Genomic DNA, 17,487 nt, shown 5'->3' with positions numbered 1-17,487 from the left:
AGCGGGCTTTGTTGCAAGATTTCCTCGTTACTCAGCCGTTCGTCGCCGGCGCATCCTCGGCGGGCGACTGATCCGGGGCGGCCGGCGGGGCATCGCTTTCGCCTTCGCCGGTCGTGTCCTTGCCGCGCAAGCGATCAAGAATGGTGGCGTCCGCCTCTTCCGGCAGCAGCGCCACCAGCTTGTCGCCGAGATTGTCGAGCAGCGGCTTCGATTTCGCCTGGGTGACCCAGCCCGGCTGCTGCGGAGGCGCCACCAGCCAGTTGAAGAACAGCATGGCGACGACGACGAGCAGGATGCCGCGCGCGGCGCCGAAGAGGAAGCCGAGCGTGCGGTCGAGCGCGCCGATGCGGCTGTCGATGATGAAATCGGCGATCCGCATGGTGATGAAGGAAATGATGATCAGCGCCACCAGGAAGATCACAGCAGCCGAGCCGATCATCGCGACCGTGTCGTTGGTGGTGTATTGCTTGGCATAGGGCAATAGGTAGGGATAGAGGAAATAGGCCGCTGCCGCTGCACCGACCCAGCTCGCGACCGAAAGGACCTCGCGCGAGAAGCCGCGCACCATGGCGAGAATGGCCGAAAACAGTGCGACGCCGAGAACGATACCGTCGAGAATTGTAATGGGCATGTTGTCCTTACTCCGACCCCCGTCTTGACTCGGGTCTTACCAAGCTTATTCGTCGCGGGCCGCGTCCGCACGCGCTCAGAACGTCTTTCCACCGCTATCGCCGAGCGCCACTGGAAGTACGCTTGGCGGCGCTCGGTGCTTCACTCCGCCTCGTCCGACTGCTGCAGGGCGCGTCGTGAACCAGCAATGCGCGCCACCAGGTCCGGCAGGCTCTCCATCTCGCTCCACCGGCCATTGCCGTTCTTCGGCAGGTCGGTTGTTGCAGACGGCAATACGGCCTGGGAGAATCCGAGTTTCTCGGCTTCCTTGAGACGTTGAGCAGTATGCGCAACCGGCCGGACAGCGCCCGACAAGCTGACTTCGCCGAAATAGACGCAATCGGCCGGAAGAGCAAGCCCGGCGAGCGACGAAACCAAAGCGGAAGCGACGGCAAGATCGGCAGCCGGCTCGGAAATTCGGTACCCGCCGGCAACGTTCAGGTAGACGTCGTGCTGGCCGAGGCGCACGCCGCAATGGGCCTCCAGCACCGCGAGGATCATCGACAGCCGCGCCGAGTCCCAGCCGACGACCGCCCGCCGCGGCGTACCGAGCGACGTCGGCGCGACCAGCGCCTGCACCTCGACGAGCAGCGGCCGGGTTCCTTCCATGCCGGCGAAGACCGCGGCGCCGGGCGATTTCTCGTTGCGCTCGCCGAGGAAGAGCTCGGACGGGTTGGCAACTTCGCGCAGGCCCCGGTCGGACATTTCGAAGACGCCGATTTCGTCGGTCGGGCCGAAGCGGTTCTTCACGGTTCGGAGGATTCGATAGTGATGGCCGCGATCGCCCTCGAAATAGAGGACGGCGTCGACCATGTGCTCGACGACGCGCGGGCCGGCGATCTGGCCCTCCTTGGTGACATGGCCGACCAGCACGACCGCCGTACCCGTCTGCTTGGCGAAGCGGATCATCGCCTGAACGCCGGTGCGCACCTGCGTTACCGTGCCGGGGGCGGAGTCGGCCGTGTCGCTCCAGAGTGTCTGGATCGAGTCGATGATCACCAGATCCGGGCGCTTGCCCTCGGAAAGCGTCGCCAGGATGTCTTCCACATTGGTCTCGGCGGCGAGCAGCACGTCGCTGTCGGCCGCGCCGAGCCGCTGGGCGCGCAGGCGCACCTGGGCGATCGCCTCTTCGCCGGAGACATAGATTACCCGATGCTTGCGGCGCGAAAGCGCTGCCGCCGCCTGCATCAGCACGGTCGATTTACCGATGCCGGGATCGCCGCCGACGAGCAGTGCCGAACCGCGCACGAAACCGCCACCGGTGACGCGGTCGAGTTCGGATATGCCCGTCTCGATGCGCGGCGCGTCCTCGATCTCGCCGGACAGCGTCGTCAGCGCCACCGGCCGCCCCTTCTTGGGGGCGCGCGTCGGACCGCCGCCGATGCCTCCCGTCGGGTCTTCCTCGATGATCGTGTTCCACTCGCCGCATCCCTCGCACTTGCCGGCCCAGCGGGAGTGCAGGGTGCCACAATTCTGGCAGACGAATTGAGTGCGAGCTTTCGCCATCGGAATCAGCTTTCGGCAAGTTGCAAGAGGCGGCGCGCGCCTCTCTCGGGAGAATCACTTCGAGCGGTCACATAATGACGCGAAATGCCGATTGGAAGGGTGATTTTCGATGCCGCACGAACGACGCTCAGACGCCGCCGACATAGGTTCGGCAATAGCGTTGCCCGAGGCTGGTCAGGAGTTCGTAGCCGATCGTACCGCCGGCACGCGCGACCTCGTCGATGGCGACGTTCGGACCGAAAAGCTCGATGTAGTCGCCGGCGCGCACGGCGCGTTCCGGCAGGTCGGTGACGTCGAACAGGCTGAGGTCCATCGTGACCCGGCCGACATGCGGGACCTTCTTGCCGTGCAGGAAGCCATAGGCACCCGACGGCGTCGCCTGCCTCAGCGTGACCCCGCCGCCCGACACCGAACGGTGATAGCCGTCGGCATAGCCGATCGCGACCGTCGCGATGCGGCTGTCGCGGGCAAATCGGGCCGACGCGCCGTAGCTCGCCGTTCCACCCGACGGAATCGTGCGCAATTGCAAAATGCGGGCTTCGGCCGTGACGACCGGCTTCATCGGGTTGAGGGCGCCGTTGACCGCTTCACCGCCATAGACCGCGATGCCGGGACGGGTGAGGTCGAAATGGTAGTCCTCGCCGAGAAAAACGCCGCCGGAATTCGCAAGGCTCGCGGGCACGCCTTCGAACGCGGCTGTCACCTCCCGAAAGCGCTGGAGCTGGTAGAGATTCATCGGATGTCTGGGATCGTCGCCGCAGGCGAGATGGCTCATCACCAGCACCGGCGAAAAGCTCGCCGGGCGGGCCGGATCGTGGGCGCGGGCGATGGCCTCCTCGACCGAGAGGCCGAGCCGGTTCATGCCGGTATCGACATGGAGAACGCAAGGATGGTCGCCCCGCTCGGAAAGCGCCGCCATGAAAACGGCAAGCTGCTCCTCCGAGTTGATGATCGGCACTAGGTCGTTGGCGAAGAAAAGCTCCTCATTGCCGGGCCACATGCCGGCGAGAATATAGATGCGGGCGTCCGGAAGGAGCGGACGAAGCTCGGCGCCTTCCTCGGCATCGGCGACGAAGAAATCCCGCGCACCTGCCGCGTAAAGGGTCGGTGCCGCATGCGCGACGCCGATCCCATAGGCATTGGCCTTGAGCACGGCAGCGGCACGCGCCTTGCCCGACCGCTCGTTCATCGCCCGCCAGTTGTCGGCGAGCGCCGTCAGGTCGATGGTAAGCCGGTTCGAGGCAGCGAGAAATTCGGGGCTGTGCATGGGCGAGCTCTTGAATGGCGATGGCTCAGCAATACATCCAAGCGCCCGATGCCGCAAACGGCTTCGGCGCGATACCGGGCTTGCCGGTATGATGAGCACTTTTATGCAAGACGAAGAAATTCCGCGCCGCTAGAATTGCCCGATGCATACGATCTCTCAGGAAGAGGCCATCGAGGCCATGCCGCTCAAGGGAGCCGAGCAGACCCGTTTCTGGCGGGATGCGCGGTTCAACGGCATGGAATGCCTGAGTGCGACCTTCATCACCCATGAGTTCGCGCCGCACGCGCACGACACCTTCAGCATCGGCGCCATCGAGGCGGGCTCGCAGATCAGCACCATCAAGGGCGAGCGCTCGCAGACGGGGCCGGGTGATCTCTACCTGATCAATCCCGATGAAGTTCATGACGGACATCCCGGCAATGACGGCTATCGCTACCGGATGATCTATCCGTCGGCGGCGCTTTTCGTCGAGATTCTCGAGGACATCACCGGCCGTCCCTTCCGCGGCACGCCCTGCTTTTCGCGGCAGTGGCTGACCGACACCGAACTCGCAGCCGCCTTCCGTCGTGCGCATCAGCTGCTGGAGGGAAAAACCGGAGCGCTCGAGGCCGACGAAGGCATGTTCGGATTCCTTGCGACGCTGTTCGAGCGGCACGGCAGCGCCATCATCGTTCCGGTCCGCACGCGCGAGAGTTCCGCCGTGCACCGCGCCCGCGACTACCTGCTCGAAAACTATTCGAGCGACATCGGTCTCGACGAGCTTGCCAAGGTGGCCGGCCTCAGCCGCGCCCATCTGATCCGGGCGTTCCGCAAGGAATTCCATATCACGCCGCATGCCTTCCTGACCGACAAGCGGGTGCGCGAGGCAAGGACGCTCCTGCGCCAGGGCTGGTCGCCGGCCGATACCGCCTATCATTGCGGCTTTGCGGACCAGGCGCATTTTACCCGCCATTTCAAGGCGCGCACCGGCGTGACGCCGGGGGCCTTCCGCGCCGGGTGATCACTTTCGTTCAAGACCGGCCGCCACCCTGCTTCTAGAACTCTGCAAACAATGCGGAGATCGTGGACGTGAAAAGGGTAGGGATATCTCAGGAGTTTTTCGGCGGCATGCGGGCGATGGCGCCCCTGACTGTCGCCGTCATACCGATCGGCCTGGTCTTCGGCGCGGTTGCCGCAAGCAAGGGCCTGAGCAGCTTTGAGGCGACGCTGATGAGCGTGCTTGTCTTTGCCGGCGGGTCGCAGTTCGTCGCCATGGACATCTGGACGCATCCGGCGTCGTGGGGCGCGCTCGCCTTTTCGGCCCTGCTCGTCAACATCCGCCATGTCTTGATGAGCGCTTCGATCGGTACCAAGATGCCGGCGTTTTCCGGCCCGGCAAAATATGCCGCGATGCTGCTGCTCGCCGACGAAATCTGGGCGATGGCCGAAGTCCGCGCCGGGGAGAACCGGCTCACCCCCGCCTGGTATGCGGGTCTTGCCGTGCCGTTTTATTGCGTCTGGGTTCTGGCAAGTCTTGCGGGTGCCGCCGCCGGCGCTTTCCTCGGCGACCCCGAGGCGATCGGTCTGGATTTCGCGTTTCCAGCGGTCTTCACCGTCCTGGTGATGGGCTTCTGGAAGGGGCGCGACACCGGCGCCGTCCTGGCCGCCAGCGCCACGGCGGCGGTCCTTGCCCATCAGTTCCTTCCGGGCGTCTGGTACATCGCGGCAGGTGCCGCGGCCGGCGTCGCTGCAACGCTCGTCACGAACCGGCATCAGGAGGCCTGCGCATGACGCTCGATCTCGATACCTTCCTCGCCATTGTCGCGATGGCCGTTGCCACGGTGCTGACACGCATGGCCGGACTTCTGGTGATCCGCTTTGTGGCGATCGGTCCGCAGCAGAAGCGCGCTTTGGAGGCGATCCCTCCCGCGGTGCTGATGGCGGTCATCGCCCCGACGGCGCTTGCCACCGGGCCGGCCGAGACTCTCGCGACCGTTGCAACGGCGCTCGCCGCAATGCGACTGCCGTTGCTAGCAGCCGTGGCGATCGGGGTGTTTGTCGTTGCTGTCGCGAGAGCGCTAATCGGGGCGTAAGGGTGGGGTCTAGATTTTTTGCCCCTCATCCGGCCTGCCGGCCACCTTCTCCCCGCAGGCGGGGCGAAGGAGACTCGCGGCGCCCTCGCGGAACGTCGGCCCGCTGCCACGATGGGGAGCGAAGGCGGTGCCTCTCGTCCCTTCGCCCCGCTTGCGGGGAGAAGGTGGCGGCAGCCGGATGAGGGGCAGAAAATACTTCCGCGCCCTCAATGCTCGTACTGGGTGAACGACGGATCGGCGAGGTCCGAGAAGCGGGTGAATTCCGACTGGAAGGCGAGTTTCACGGTGCCGGTCGGTCCGTGACGCTGCTTGGCGATGATCACGTCGGCCGTGCCCTTCACCCGCTCCATCTGCATTTTCCACTCTTCGTATTTCGGGTCGAGCTCGTCGCGGGGCTCCATGTTCTTCACATAGTATTCCTCGCGGAACACGAAAAGCACCACGTCGGCGTCCTGTTCGATCGAGCCCGATTCGCGCAGGTCCGAAAGCTGCGGCCGCTTGTCTTCGCGGCTTTCCACGGCGCGCGACAGCTGCGACAGGGCGATGATCGGCACGTTCAATTCCTTGCCGAGGGCCTTGAGCCCCGTGGTGATCTCGGTGATTTCCTGCACGCGGTTTTCGCCCGATTTCTTCGAGCCGGACATGAGCTGGACGTAGTCGACGACCAGGACGTCGAGGCCGCGCTGACGCTTCAGGCGGCGGGCGCGCGCCGCAAGCTGGGCAATCGAGATACCGCCGGTTTGGTCGATGTAGAGCGGCACCTTCTGCATCATCTGCGAGCAGGCGACGAGCTTCTCGAAATCGGCTTCGGAGATATCGCCGCGACGGATCTTCGAGGACGACACCTCGGTCTGCTCCGAGATGATACGGGTGGCGAGCTGCTCGGACGACATTTCGAGCGAATAGAAGCCGACGACGCCGCCGTTTCTCGCCTTGAAGGAGCCGTCGGGCTGCACTTCCGGTTCATATGACGCGGCGATGTTGTAGGCGATATTGGTGGCAAGCGAGGTCTTGCCCATGCCCGGACGGCCGGCGAGGATGATCAAATCCGAGCGCTGCAGGCCGCCCATCTTGCCGTCGAGCGAATGAATGCCGGTGGAGATGCCGGAAAGGTGCCCGTCGCGTTCGAAGGCCTGTCCGGCCATGTCGATGGCAAGCGCCACGGCGTCGTTGAAGGATTGAAAGCCGCCGTCGTAGCGGCCGGTTTCGGCGAGCTCGAAAAGGCGCCGTTCGGCGTCCTCGATCTGGCTCTGCGGCGGCATGTCGAGCGGCGCGTCAAAGGCGATGTTGACCATGTCCTCGCCGATGGTGATCAGCGATCGGCGGAGCGCCAGGTCGTAGATCGCCCGGCCGTAATCTTCGGCGTTGATGATCGAAACGGCTTCCGCGGCAAGACGCGCGAGGTACTGCGCAACCGTCAGGTCGCCGACTTTATCGTCGGCCTTGAGAAAGGTCTTGACCGTGACCGGGTTGGCGGTCTTGCCCATGCGGATGATTTCGCCGGCGACCTCGAAGATTTTGCGGTGCAGCGGCTCGTAGAGATGCACGGGCTTCAGGAAGTCGGAGACGCGGTAGAAGGCGTCGTTGTTGACGAGGATGGCGCCGAGCAGCGCCTGTTCGGCTTCCAGGTTGTTCGGCGCTTCGCGGTAATGCTGGTCCGCCTGATCCTTGGGCAAGGGAGCGAGCTTTCGCGCTGCGTCGTTCATGGTAGGTCCGTGTCCGCCTCTAGTTTCCGTGAGCCAATTGGTTTGCTGGCTGCCCTCGGCCACGTCTAGTGTAGCTGTGCAACAGTGCCGTAGCTTGCGACTCCGCCAGCGAATTTTGGCGGTTGTTCACACTGATTCACAGGGGGCGCGGGTGGACCCGAAACATGCCACGCCGGGCATTGCGCTCCTGCATGTTTCCTTGAATCGTGCCGATTTAAGGATAAAAACATGCAGCAATTCAAAGTGCTACAGCGACCTTTGTGCGCATGAAAAGACGCACGGCGCTGTAGGACCAAGGTCGGTCACAAATCTATCTGATTCGCTTTCGCGCGTCGTCCGGGAATCGCCTTCGCACACCGTTCGTGACGGCAAAAGAAAAGCCCGGATCGGGGATCCGGGCTTCTTGTTTCAGCTCCGTGGCTGAACCTTATTCTTCTTCGGCAGCGAACTCGGCTTCCGGATTGAAGAAGTCTTCCGGCTTCAGGGCATCTTCGTCGACGCCGTAGATCGCCTCGGCCGAGGTCAGGCTTTCGCCCTTCGCCTGACGCTCGGCCTCTTCGGCCGAACGCGCGACGTTGAGTTCGACGACGACGTCGACTTCCGCGTGCAGGTGCAACGTCACCTTGTGAACGCCGATCGACTTGATCGGCTGGTTGAGGTTGACCTGGTTGCGGTTGATGTTGAAGCCTTCAGCGGCCAGCACGTCGACGATGTCGCGTGCGGCAACCGAACCGTAAAGCTGGCCGGTTTCGCCGGCCGTGCGGACGATCACGAAGGATTTTCCGTCGAGCTTCTCGGCAACCGTCTGGGCTTCCGACTTGCGCTCGAGGTTGCGGGCCTCGAGCGTTGCACGCTCGGAATCGAAGCGGGCTTTGTTGGCGGCGTTGGCGCGCAGCGCCTTGCCGAGCGGCAGCAGGTAGTTACGGCAAAGCCGTCGCGAACCTTTACGGTTTCGCCCATCTGGCCGAGCTTGGCGATGCGTTCGAGGAGAATGACTTCCATGTTGAGTTTCCTTTCAGTTTGGCATTGTTCGTTGGTTAGCTTTTTCCCGCCGGTGTGACTGCGATGGTGCGTCGCGTGTCGGTCAATCCGGACAGGAGGAAGAAGACCGCCGGGATCGTGAAGACGAGCACCGACAGATAGGCGATCCACAGCACGGGAAGCCGCCAGGACTTGCCACGCGTGCGGAAATGGAATGAGGCGAAGCCCGAGAGCAGGAACCCCGCCCCGAAAGTCCCGCAGACGAGCGCGCCGATCGCCGCCGGCGCCCCGCCCAGAAACGTCAGGATGAGCCCGGCGAGGAAGACGAAGATGGCGTTGCGATGCATCCTGAGGGACGAGGGGATGTCCTCGCGCGGCCGGACGGATCGTCCCGACATCTGTACGATCCGCGTCGCGATGTAATAGGCCGCAAACAGCATGACCACCCAGATCGCGCCCTGCACAAGCGGCAGCGCCAGTGTGAACATCGACTTGAGTTGGGCAATGGCGGCCGCGTCGGGATTGTAGAGCGGCTCCTGGGCCTTCACCGCCTCGACGACCATGTCGACCATCAGGTCGGAGACGCTTGAATCATATCCGACGATGGTCGCGACGATGATCATGCCGAGGGTAACGAGTCCGGCGAGGTGGCCGAGGATGTCGGAGAGCGGATACCAGGCAAGCGCGCCCTCGGGGCCGCCGAGTTCCGGGGCCGGGCGCGCCAGATTGGCGAGATGGCTGAGCCAGCCGGCCGGAACCAGCGTGACGACCAGGATGAGCAGCGCGAAATAGGACGAAACCAGGCTTGCCGCCGTAACGCCCGCCGCGATGATCGCGGTGACCGCCGCGGCGTTGCCCCAGCCGAGCCCGGCAATCAGGATCGGCAGTGCGGAAGCGGCATAGAGAACGATTGCAAGGGACGACTGCGTGTTCGCGCCCATCGAAAGAAGGGCGGCGGCGATACCGGCAAGCGCGCCGGTGATCAGCGATGTCCTGTTCCAGTTCTGCACGTTCGCTGTCCTGCTTCAAACGCAGTTAGGGGCGCGCTCTTTGCCTGCCCCAACATGGGATTTTGGCGCATTCCGCGCCGGTTCCGATCCGCGCCCACCGCGGAAGGGAGGCGTCAAGCCGCTCACCCGAAGGAAGCGCCTTGACGCGGAGTCAGCTACCGTTGAGTCAGACGCCCAACGGAGAGTCAGCCTTACGATACGACGTAGGGCAGCAGGCCGAGGAAGCGTGCACGCTTGATCGCCTGGGCGAGCTCGCGCTGCTTCTTCTGGGAAACGGCCGTGATGCGGGAAGGAACGATCTTGCCGCGCTCGGAAATGTAGCGCTGCAGGAGACGAACGTCCTTGTAGTCGATCCGCGGCGCGTTTGCGCCCGAGAAGGGGCAGGTCTTGCGGCGGCGGTGGAACGGGCGGCGGACCGGAGCGGAAGAAACTTCAGCCATTGTCTTTATCTCCTAAAGTTTCTGATTACGCGCGGTCTTCGCGCGGGCGGCGCGGACGGTCGTCACGATCGCCACGGTCCGGGCGCGGACCACGGTCACCGAAACCACCACGATCCGGACGGTCGCCGTCGCGGCGCGGACGGTCGTCACGGTCGCGCTTCTGCATCATCGCGGACGGACCTTCCTCGTGCTTCTCGACGGCGATCGTCATGTAGCGCAGGATGTCTTCGTTGATGCGCATCTGGCGCTCGACTTCGTGAACTGCCGGTGCCGGAGCATCGATGTCCATGAGGACGTAGTGAGCCTTGCGGTTCTTCTTGATGCGGTAGGTGAGGGACTTCAGGCCCCAGTTCTCGACACGACCGACCTTGCCGCCGTTCGCTTCGAGGACACCCTTGTACTGTTCGACCAGGGCATCAACCTGCTGCGGCGTGATGTCCTGCCGGGCGAGGAATACGTGTTCATAAAGAGCCATTGTGGCTTGCCTTTCTTGCGTTAATCAGCCCGGACCTCGGCGGCTAAGCCTCAACGACTGTTCTTATTGGCTGCGATGAGCCGGCAAGAAAGTGTTGTATCGAGACGGTCGAGAGCGGAGACACGGGAGGCCGGAACTCTTGTCGTTCCTGGCGGCCTCCGGGATGGAAGCCGGCCCTCCGTTCAGCCACCAGCCAGAAGACCGGGCGTTTCGAACAGCGCGCTTATACGGATTTTCGGCCGAAATGCAAGGCGCGATTGGAAGATCGTGCGCTGCCCTCGATTTCTGGAAGCGCCCGCGGCACCAAGCTGCGGAACAATCGCTCCCCTTCCTTGTTGGCCAGGGTTGGAAAACTGCAGGAGAAGACGATGCACCATATCGATCCAAAGATGCAGGAGTGCATAGAGAATTGCCTCGCCTGCTACCGCGCCTGTCTTTCGACGGCAATGAACCATTGCCTGGAGGCGGGCGGCAAGCACACGGAGCCGGATCATTTCCGGCTGATGATGGCCTGCGCCGAGATATGCCGGACTTCGGCGCATTTCATGCTGATCGGAACGCCCCATCACCGGCATGTCTGCGGCGAATGCGCAGAGATCTGCGCCGAATGCGCGGCCGACTGCGAACGCATCGGCGGCATGGCCGAATGCGTCGACGCCTGCCAGCGTTGCGCCGAAAGCTGCCGGCAGATGGCAGCCTGAGGCGCGGTTTACCGCCCAGAGGAGCTCGGCGTCGCTCAGATCGGCGCCGGATAGAGCCGATGCAGGCGGCGGATGCCGTTCAGCACGTCCTGCGAAAGCGCGATGTCGGCGGCGCTGATATCGGTCTTCAGCTGCTTGATCGATGTTGCGCCGATGATGACGGAAGCCATGAAGGGGCGCGTCAGGCAGAAGGCGAGCGCCATCTGCGCCGGGTCGAGGCCGTGCTCGCGCGCCAGCGCCACATAGGCGGCGACCGCCGGCTCCTGGTGCGGCGTGAAGCGGCCGCCGAGGTCGCCGTTGATCGACAGGCGCGACCCGGCGGGCCTGGCTCCGTCGAGATATTTGCCCGTCAAGAGACCGGCGGCGAGCGGCGAATAGGCAAGCAGCCCGACATCTTCATGATGTGACAGTTCGGCGAGATCGAGGTCGTAGGCGCGGTAAAGCAGGTTATATTCGTTCTGGACGGTGGCGACGCGCGGCAGGCCATGTTTCTCCGACAGGTCGAGCATCTTCATCGCGCCCCAGGCGGTATCGTTCGAAAGGCCGATGGCGCGGATCTTGCCGGCCTTCACAAGGTCGCCGAGCTTGTCGAGAATGGCCCTCAGGTCGGCGGCGACATGTGCCTTGTCCTGCCGCGACGGGTCGTAGGACCAGGCGTTGCGGAAGTGATAGTGGCCACGATTGGGCCAGTGGAGCTGGTAGAGATCGACATAGTCGGTCTTCAGCCGCGTGAGGCTGGCATCGAGGGCTTCGGCAATTCCTTCCGGCGTCATCGGCCCGCCGTTGCGGATATAGGGTCGGCCGGGGCCGGCGACCTTGGTGGCAAGCACCACATCGTCACGCCGGCGGCGGCCAGCCAGCCAGTCGCCGATGATGCGCTCGGTATTGCCGTAGGTTTCGGCCGACAGCGGCGTCGTCGGATAGAGTTCGGCGGTGTCGATGAAGTTGACGCCGCACTCAAATGCATAGTCGAGCTGCCCGTGGGCTTCGATCGGCGTATTCTGCGAGCCCCAGGTCATGGTGCCGAGGCAGATTTCGGAAACCTTGATGCCGGTGCGGCCGAGCGTGTTGTAGCGCATGAAGTGACGTTCCTTGTGCTGGCGAAGGCGCGTCGGTGGGAGGGAAAGACGCGCCGCCCTCGAATAGGGTGATGCCACAACCCGGAGGATATCGAACGGATGCGGCGATGCGGGGCAAACTTACGCCTCGATTGACGAAGATCAAGGGCAAAAGCCCGCAACCGGCGAAGCTCCGCGCTTGACTCGCCGTTCAGGAATGTGAATGGAGAGGAAAACACGGGTGGGGTAGGAAGTTGAGGCGGTTGCGCCCGCATTCCGCCCGGATACCAAGAGAGCAGATGGCGACGGGCCGGAAAATTGCCCGTCGAGATCCAGGGAAGGGCACTCCTGATGAGCATTGCATTCACGTTTCCCGGTCAAGGCAGCCAGGCTGTCGGCATGGGCAAGGACCTGGCCGACGCCTTTCCGGAGGCCGCTGCCGTCTTCGCCGAAGTCGACGACGCGCTTGGCGAAAAGCTCTCCGACACTATCTGGAACGGTCCGGAGGAAACCCTGATACTGACGGCGAATGCACAACCGGCGCTGATGGCGGTTTCGATCGCCGTGATCCGCGTGCTGGAGGCCAGGGGGCTCGATCTCGGAAGCAAGGTCTCCTTCGTGGCCGGCCATTCGCTCGGCGAATACTCGGCGCTTTGTGCGGCCGGGACCTTTTCGCTTGCCGACACGGCGCGGCTGCTGGGCATTCGCGGCAATGCGATGCAGGCGGCCGTCCCGGTCGGCAAGGGCGCGATGGCGGCGATCATCGGCCTGGAGCATGACGATGTCGAGGCGGTCTGTCGTGAAGCGTCGTCGCTCGGCGCCTGCCAGATCGCCAACGACAACGGCGGGGGGCAGCTCGTGATCTCGGGCGAGAAGCAGGCGGTGGAAAAGGCGGCCGCACTCGCCACGGAAAAAGGCGCCAAGCGTGCTTTGATGCTGCCGGTCTCCGCACCCTTCCACTCCTCCCTGATGGCGCCCGCCGCCGAAGCCATGCGCGAAGCCCTTGCCAAGGTCGAGAAGCGCGATCCGGTCGTACCGGTCGTCGCCAATGTCCTGGCCGCCCCGGTCAGCGATGCCGGCGAGGTCGCCCGGCTGCTGGTCGAGCAGGTGACCGGCCAGGTGCGTTGGCGTGAGACGGTTCAATGGTTCGCCGCCAACGACGTGACGACGCTCTATGAGATCGGCTCGGGCAAGGTGCTGACCGGCCTTGCCCGACGCATCGACAAGACCGTCAACGGCATTGCCGTCAATACGCCCGCCGATATCGACGCGGCGCTTGCCGCCCTTCTGGCCTGAGCACCTCAATTACAAGGGAGAAATCCATGTTCGATCTTTCCGGCCGCAAGGCTCTCATTACCGGCGCATCCGGCGGCATCGGCGAGGAAATCGCCCGCATGCTGCACGCTCAAGGCGCAATTGTCGGCCTCCACGGCACCCGCGTCGAGAAGCTCGAGGCGCTCGCCAATTCGCTTGGCGAGCGCGTGCAGATCTTCCCGGCAAATCTTTCCGATCGCGCCGAAGTCAAGGCGCTCGGCGAGAAGGCGGAGACGGAGCTCGGCGGGGTGGATATCCTCGTCAACAATGCCGGCATCACCAAGGACGGCCTTTTCGTCCGCATGAGCGACGAAGACTGGGACAATGTCCTGGAAGTCAACCTGACGGCCGTCTTCCGGCTGACCCGCGAGCTGACGCATCCGATGATGCGCCGGCGCTTCGGCCGCATCGTCAACATTACCTCGGTCGTCGGCGTCACCGGCAATCCGGGCCAGGCCAATTATTGCGCGTCGAAGGCGGGCATGATCGGCTTCTCCAAGTCGCTCGCCCAGGAGATCGCCACCCGAAACGTCACGGTCAATTGCGTGGCGCCGGGCTTTATCGAGAGCGCGATGACCGGCAAGCTGAACGACAAGCAGAAGGAAGGCATCATGGCGGCCATCCCGATGCGCCGCATGGGAAGCGGTGCGGAAGTCGCCTCCGCCGTCGCCTATCTGGCCTCCAACGAGGCTGGCTACGTCACCGGCCAGACCATTCACGTCAATGGCGGCATGGCGATGATCTGACCCAGGACTTCCGGCGACCGGGTGATGCAACCTGCAACCGGCCGCCGGAGCCTTGGTCAGCGCGTTTGCGCGTTGATGCCAAATGCCTGAAATTCAATGTTGAGCAAGCGAATGTCGGGCATTTTCGGACTTTGCGGCAGACTTAAACCGTGTTAATCGGGCCATGACTGTGCGCAGTCGACCGGTCCGGCCAGGTTGTCCGGCAGCCCCTGCTGTCACGGGTTTCGGCGTTTCGGTTGAATGGATTGCCCGGTGGACCATCTTGGTCTATCAGGCGGGAATGAGTACCGGCGCCAAGAATGGCGCCGCAGAGAAAACGAAGGTCGAGGAACTCCGACATGAGCGATATCGCAGAACGCGTGAAGAAAATTGTTATTGATCATCTTGGCGTCGATGCCGAAAAAGTTAGCGAAGGCGCAAGCTTCATCGATGACCTCGGCGCGGACTCGCTCGACACGGTCGAACTGGTCATGGCTTTCGAAGAGGAATTCGGCGTCGAGATTCCGGATGACGCGGCAGATTCCATCCTGACCGTCGGCGACGCCGTCAAGTTCATCGAAAAGGCTCAGGCCTAATCGTTACTGCGGCCTCAAGGCCGCCGGCGGGCCGCAAGTTGCGGCCCGTACAGCCCTGGGGATGTGGGCTGGCCCGCCTGGACTGCGGGTCGCGATCAGCAAAGAGCTCCCGCCTTTCCCTCTGATCGTCGAAGCTGCAAGGGATGCAGGGATAGGGCTCGTCGTATGCGTTCGGGTTCTGCTCCGGAATGGAACAATCAGGGTGGGTCACGGGCATGAGACGTGTCGTTATCACCGGTACCGGCATGGTATCTCCTTTGGGTTGCGGAACCGAGGTTAGCTGGTCGCGTCTTCTTGCCGGCGGCAACGCCGCTCGAAAGGTGACCGAGTTCGAGGTCGAGGACCTCCCCGCCAAGATCGCCTGCCGTATCCCCTTCGGTGACGGTTTCGACGGAACCTTCCATGCCGACGACTGGATGGAGCCCAAGGAGCAGCGCAAGGTCGATCCCTTCATCACCTATGCGATGGCCGCCGCCGACATGGCGCTCGCGGACGCTGGGTGGAAGCCGGAAAGCGACGAGGACCAGATTGCCACCGGCGTGCTGATCGGCTCCGGCATCGGCGGCCTGGAAGGCATCGTCGAGGGTGGCTACACGTTGCGCGACAAGGGACCGCGCCGGCTTTCGCCCTTCTTCATCCCCGGGCGCCTGATCAATCTTGCCTCCGGACAGGTTTCCATTCGTCACAAGTTGCGCGGTCCGAACCATTCGGTGGTCACGGCCTGTTCGACCGGCGCGCATGCGATCGGCGATGCAAGCCGCCTCATCGCGCTCGGTGACGCCGACGTCATGGTGGCGGGCGGAACCGAATCGCCGATCTGCCGCATTTCGCTGGCGGGCTTTGCCGCCTGCAAGGCTCTCTCGACGCAGCACAACGACGATCCGCAAAGGGCATCGCGTCCCTATGATGCCGATCGTGACGGCTTCGTCATGGGCGAGGGCGCCGGCATTGTCATCCTCGAGGAACTCGAGCACGCCAAGGCGCGCGGCGCCAAGATCTACGCCGAAGTGGTCGGCTACGGCCTTTCCGGCGACGCCTTCCACATCACCGCCCCCTCGGAGGACGGCGACGGCGCCTACCGTTGCATGCAGATGGCCCTGAAGCGCGCGGGCCTGACGGCCGCCGACGTCGACTATATCAACGCTCACGGCACATCCACGATGGCCGACACGATCGAGCTCGGCGCGGTCGAGCGGCTGGTCGGCGACAGCGCTTCGAGGATCTCGATGTCTTCGACGAAGTCGGCGATCGGCCATCTTCTCGGGGCTGCAGGTGCGGTCGAAGCGATTTTTTCGGCGCTGGCGATTCGCGACAACGTCGCTCCGCCGACCCTCAATCTCGACAATCCGTCGGTCGAGACCAAGATCGACCTGGTGCCGCATGTTGCCCGCAAGCGCGAGATCAACGTCGCTCTGTCGAATTCCTTCGGTTTCGGCGGCACCAATGCATCGCTGGTGCTGCGCCGCTACAAGGCCGACTGATGTCGCCGGGCCGGCTCCGGTAGCGGGAACGAAAAAACCGCTCGCGCTACCGGTCTCCTATGGCGCTTTATCCCGCTTTTTGCCGCAATGCTCCCTACAAGCTGTCGGCGGGAGATGTCGTGTCGTCGTCGCCCCGATTGGCTATGTTCGCACAAGGCACATCTGGCTTGTAGACCGTCTATTGCTCTGACACATTCGTGCACGTTTACGCTTGCTGCCGGTCTAAGCCGAAATTCGCACCGGCGGCGGCTCGATTGAATTGCGGGTTTCGGATTCGGGATAATCGTGAGCGACTCAAACGAGAACAGCGCGGCGCAGTTCGGCCGCAATGAAACCGGGAGCAACGGGCCGATCATTCCGAAATCGGCGAATGAGGCGCTGAGGCCGGAGCGGGTACCGGAGCCGCCAAAGCGGTCCCGGAAAGCGCGCAGCCAGGTGGTCATCTTCCTCAATTTCCTGATGACCGTGGTCGTCTTCGTGGCGCTGGCGGCGGCGGGCGCCGTCTACTACGCGATGCATGCATACGAGAAGCCCGGCCCCCTGGAGGCGAACCAGAACTTCATCGTGCGCAGCGGCGCCGGCATCATTGAAATTGCCGAGGGCCTGGAGCGCAACAACATCATCACCGACAGCCGCGTGTTCCGCTTCGTCTCCGAAGCCTATCTCGACAATGAGACGTTGAAGGCCGGTGAATACGAGATCAAGGCGCATGCGTCGATGCAGGAGATCATGGAACTCCTGAAATCCGGCAAGTCTATCCTTTATGCCGTGTCTCTGCCGGAAGGGCTGACGGTAAAGCAGATGTTCCGCAAGCTTTCGGATGACCCGGTGCTCGTCGGCGATCTGCCGGCGGACCTGCCGGCCGAGGGCACGCTTAAGCCGGACACCTACAAATTCACACGCGGCACGAAGCGGGCCGAAATCGTCCAGCAGATGGTTTCGGCGCAAAAGGCTCTTGTCGAGCAGATCTGGGAAAAGCGTGATCCGGAGTTGCCGGTCACATCGGTCGAGGAGTTCGTCACGCTCGCCTCCATCGTCGAGAAGGAGACCGGGCGTGCGGACGAGCGGCCCCGGGTCGCCTCCGTCTTCATCAACCGGCTGGAAAAGGGCATGCGCCTGCAGTCGGATCCGACGATCATCTACGGCATCTTCGGGGGCGAGGGTAAGCCCGCCGACCGGGCGATCCTGAAGTCCGACCTCGAAAAGGAAACGCCCTACAACACCTATCTCATCAAGGGGCTGCCGCCGACACCGATCGCAAATCCCGGCAGGGCAGCGTTGGAAGCCGTGGCCAACCCCTCGCGCACGCCCGAGCTCTATTTCGTCGCCGACGGGACCGGCGGGCACGTCTTCGCAGCGACGCTCGATGAGCACAACGCGAATGTGCGGCGGTGGCGGAAACTCGAGGCCGAAAAGGCGGCCGAGGCGGCAAAGGCGGCTGCGGATGCTGCCACGGCACCCGACGCGCAATAGAGACAGGCTGTAT

Annotated in this window: 17 protein-coding genes and 1 pseudogene; 9 read left to right on the top strand and 9 right to left on the bottom strand. The window is 63.7% G+C overall.

Annotated features, from left to right (window positions below; genetic code table 11):
• Positions 1-31: 31 nt before the first annotated feature.
• The 3 genes from N181_RS26885 to alr all read right to left on the bottom strand — a co-directional run bounded on the left by N181_RS26885 (position 32) and on the right by alr (position 3,442).
• Positions 32-631: a CvpA family protein gene (locus N181_RS26885; RefSeq protein ID WP_014327817.1), complete on the bottom strand. Its 600-nt coding sequence runs from the start codon at positions 629-631 to the stop codon at positions 32-34.
• Positions 632-771: 140 nt separating this feature from the next.
• On the bottom strand, positions 772-2,175 hold the full coding sequence (radA, locus tag N181_RS26880; RefSeq protein WP_014327818.1) for a DNA repair protein RadA: 1,404 nt from the start codon (positions 2,173-2,175) through the stop codon (positions 772-774).
• Between the two features lie 127 nt (positions 2,176-2,302).
• Positions 2,303-3,442 (bottom strand): alanine racemase, encoded by a 1,140-nt coding sequence (alr, locus tag N181_RS26875; protein ID WP_060564021.1) that lies wholly within the window; start codon positions 3,440-3,442, stop codon positions 2,303-2,305.
• Positions 3,443-3,584: 142 nt separating this feature from the next.
• On the opposite strand from alr, the gene N181_RS26870 reads away from it, so the two are divergent.
• From N181_RS26870 to N181_RS26860, 3 genes are all read left to right on the top strand, one after another.
• Positions 3,585-4,442 carry an AraC family transcriptional regulator gene (locus N181_RS26870; protein WP_014327820.1) on the top strand — a complete coding sequence of 286 codons (858 nt, stop codon included), beginning with the start codon at positions 3,585-3,587 and terminating at the stop codon, positions 4,440-4,442.
• A 116-nt stretch (positions 4,443-4,558) separates the two neighbouring features.
• Positions 4,559-5,212 carry an AzlC family ABC transporter permease gene (locus tag N181_RS26865; RefSeq protein ID WP_048655341.1) on the top strand — a complete coding sequence of 218 codons (654 nt, stop codon included), beginning with the start codon at positions 4,559-4,561 and terminating at the stop codon, positions 5,210-5,212.
• Complete coding sequence (locus N181_RS26860; RefSeq protein WP_014327822.1) at positions 5,209-5,514, top strand: AzlD family protein; 306 nt, start codon at positions 5,209-5,211, stop codon at positions 5,512-5,514. Before N181_RS26865 ends, N181_RS26860 begins: the two co-directional genes overlap by 4 nt.
• A 206-nt stretch (positions 5,515-5,720) precedes the next feature.
• Here the strand turns inward: N181_RS26860 and N181_RS26855 are convergent, their stop codons facing one another.
• The 5 genes and pseudogenes from N181_RS26855 to rpsF form a co-directional block, all read right to left on the bottom strand.
• Positions 5,721-7,220 carry a replicative DNA helicase gene (locus N181_RS26855; protein WP_014327823.1) on the bottom strand — a complete coding sequence of 500 codons (1,500 nt, stop codon included), beginning with the start codon at positions 7,218-7,220 and terminating at the stop codon, positions 5,721-5,723.
• A gap of 427 nt (positions 7,221-7,647) precedes the next feature.
• Positions 7,648-8,222 (bottom strand): annotated as a pseudogene (gene rplI, locus N181_RS26850) (50S ribosomal protein L9).
• Between the two features lie 35 nt (positions 8,223-8,257).
• A complete protein-coding gene (locus N181_RS26845; RefSeq protein ID WP_014327825.1) occupies positions 8,258-9,211 on the bottom strand; it encodes a YybS family protein in 954 nt (317 codons plus the stop codon).
• Between the two features lie 191 nt (positions 9,212-9,402).
• Entirely contained in the window at positions 9,403-9,651 is a 249-nt protein-coding gene (rpsR, locus tag N181_RS26840) for a 30S ribosomal protein S18 (RefSeq protein WP_012707461.1), read from the bottom strand.
• A 25-nt stretch (positions 9,652-9,676) separates the two neighbouring features.
• Complete coding sequence (rpsF, locus tag N181_RS26835; protein ID WP_012707462.1) at positions 9,677-10,126, bottom strand: 30S ribosomal protein S6; 450 nt, start codon at positions 10,124-10,126, stop codon at positions 9,677-9,679.
• A 368-nt stretch (positions 10,127-10,494) separates the two neighbouring features.
• On the opposite strand from rpsF, the gene N181_RS26830 reads away from it, so the two are divergent.
• On the top strand, positions 10,495-10,827 hold the full coding sequence (locus tag N181_RS26830) for a four-helix bundle copper-binding protein (RefSeq protein ID WP_014327826.1): 333 nt from the start codon (positions 10,495-10,497) through the stop codon (positions 10,825-10,827).
• 35 nt (positions 10,828-10,862) lie between these two features.
• Here N181_RS26830 and N181_RS26825 read toward each other — a convergent pair whose 3' ends face one another.
• A complete protein-coding gene (locus tag N181_RS26825) occupies positions 10,863-11,906 on the bottom strand; it encodes an aldo/keto reductase (RefSeq protein WP_014327827.1) in 1,044 nt (347 codons plus the stop codon).
• 330 nt (positions 11,907-12,236) lie between these two features.
• On the opposite strand from N181_RS26825, the gene fabD reads away from it, so the two are divergent.
• The 5 genes from fabD to mltG all read left to right on the top strand — a co-directional run bounded on the left by fabD (position 12,237) and on the right by mltG (position 17,474).
• Positions 12,237-13,181 (top strand): ACP S-malonyltransferase, encoded by a 945-nt coding sequence (gene fabD, locus N181_RS26820; RefSeq protein ID WP_014327828.1) that lies wholly within the window; start codon positions 12,237-12,239, stop codon positions 13,179-13,181.
• Positions 13,182-13,207: 26 nt separating this feature from the next.
• Positions 13,208-13,945, top strand: coding sequence for a 3-oxoacyl-[acyl-carrier-protein] reductase (gene fabG / locus N181_RS26815; RefSeq protein ID WP_014327829.1), 738 nt, complete (start codon positions 13,208-13,210; stop codon positions 13,943-13,945).
• 338 nt (positions 13,946-14,283) lie between these two features.
• Positions 14,284-14,520, top strand: a complete 237-nt coding sequence (locus tag N181_RS26810) for an acyl carrier protein (RefSeq protein WP_003531676.1) — start codon at positions 14,284-14,286, stop codon at positions 14,518-14,520.
• A gap of 215 nt (positions 14,521-14,735) precedes the next feature.
• Positions 14,736-16,001: a beta-ketoacyl-ACP synthase II gene (fabF, locus tag N181_RS26805; RefSeq protein ID WP_060564019.1), complete on the top strand. Its 1,266-nt coding sequence runs from the start codon at positions 14,736-14,738 to the stop codon at positions 15,999-16,001.
• Positions 16,002-16,286: 285 nt separating this feature from the next.
• Complete coding sequence (mltG, locus tag N181_RS26800; protein ID WP_014327831.1) at positions 16,287-17,474, top strand: endolytic transglycosylase MltG; 1,188 nt, start codon at positions 16,287-16,289, stop codon at positions 17,472-17,474.
• The last annotated feature ends 13 nt before the right edge of the window (positions 17,475-17,487 follow it).

Origin of the sequence: Sinorhizobium fredii USDA 205 (genome assembly GCF_001461695.1) — a bacterium.
In the GTDB taxonomy this organism is placed as follows: Bacteria; Pseudomonadota; Alphaproteobacteria; order Rhizobiales; family Rhizobiaceae; genus Sinorhizobium; species Sinorhizobium fredii.
Note: the sequence above shows the minus strand (reverse complement) of the source record. Positions and strands in the feature narration are given on the sequence as shown.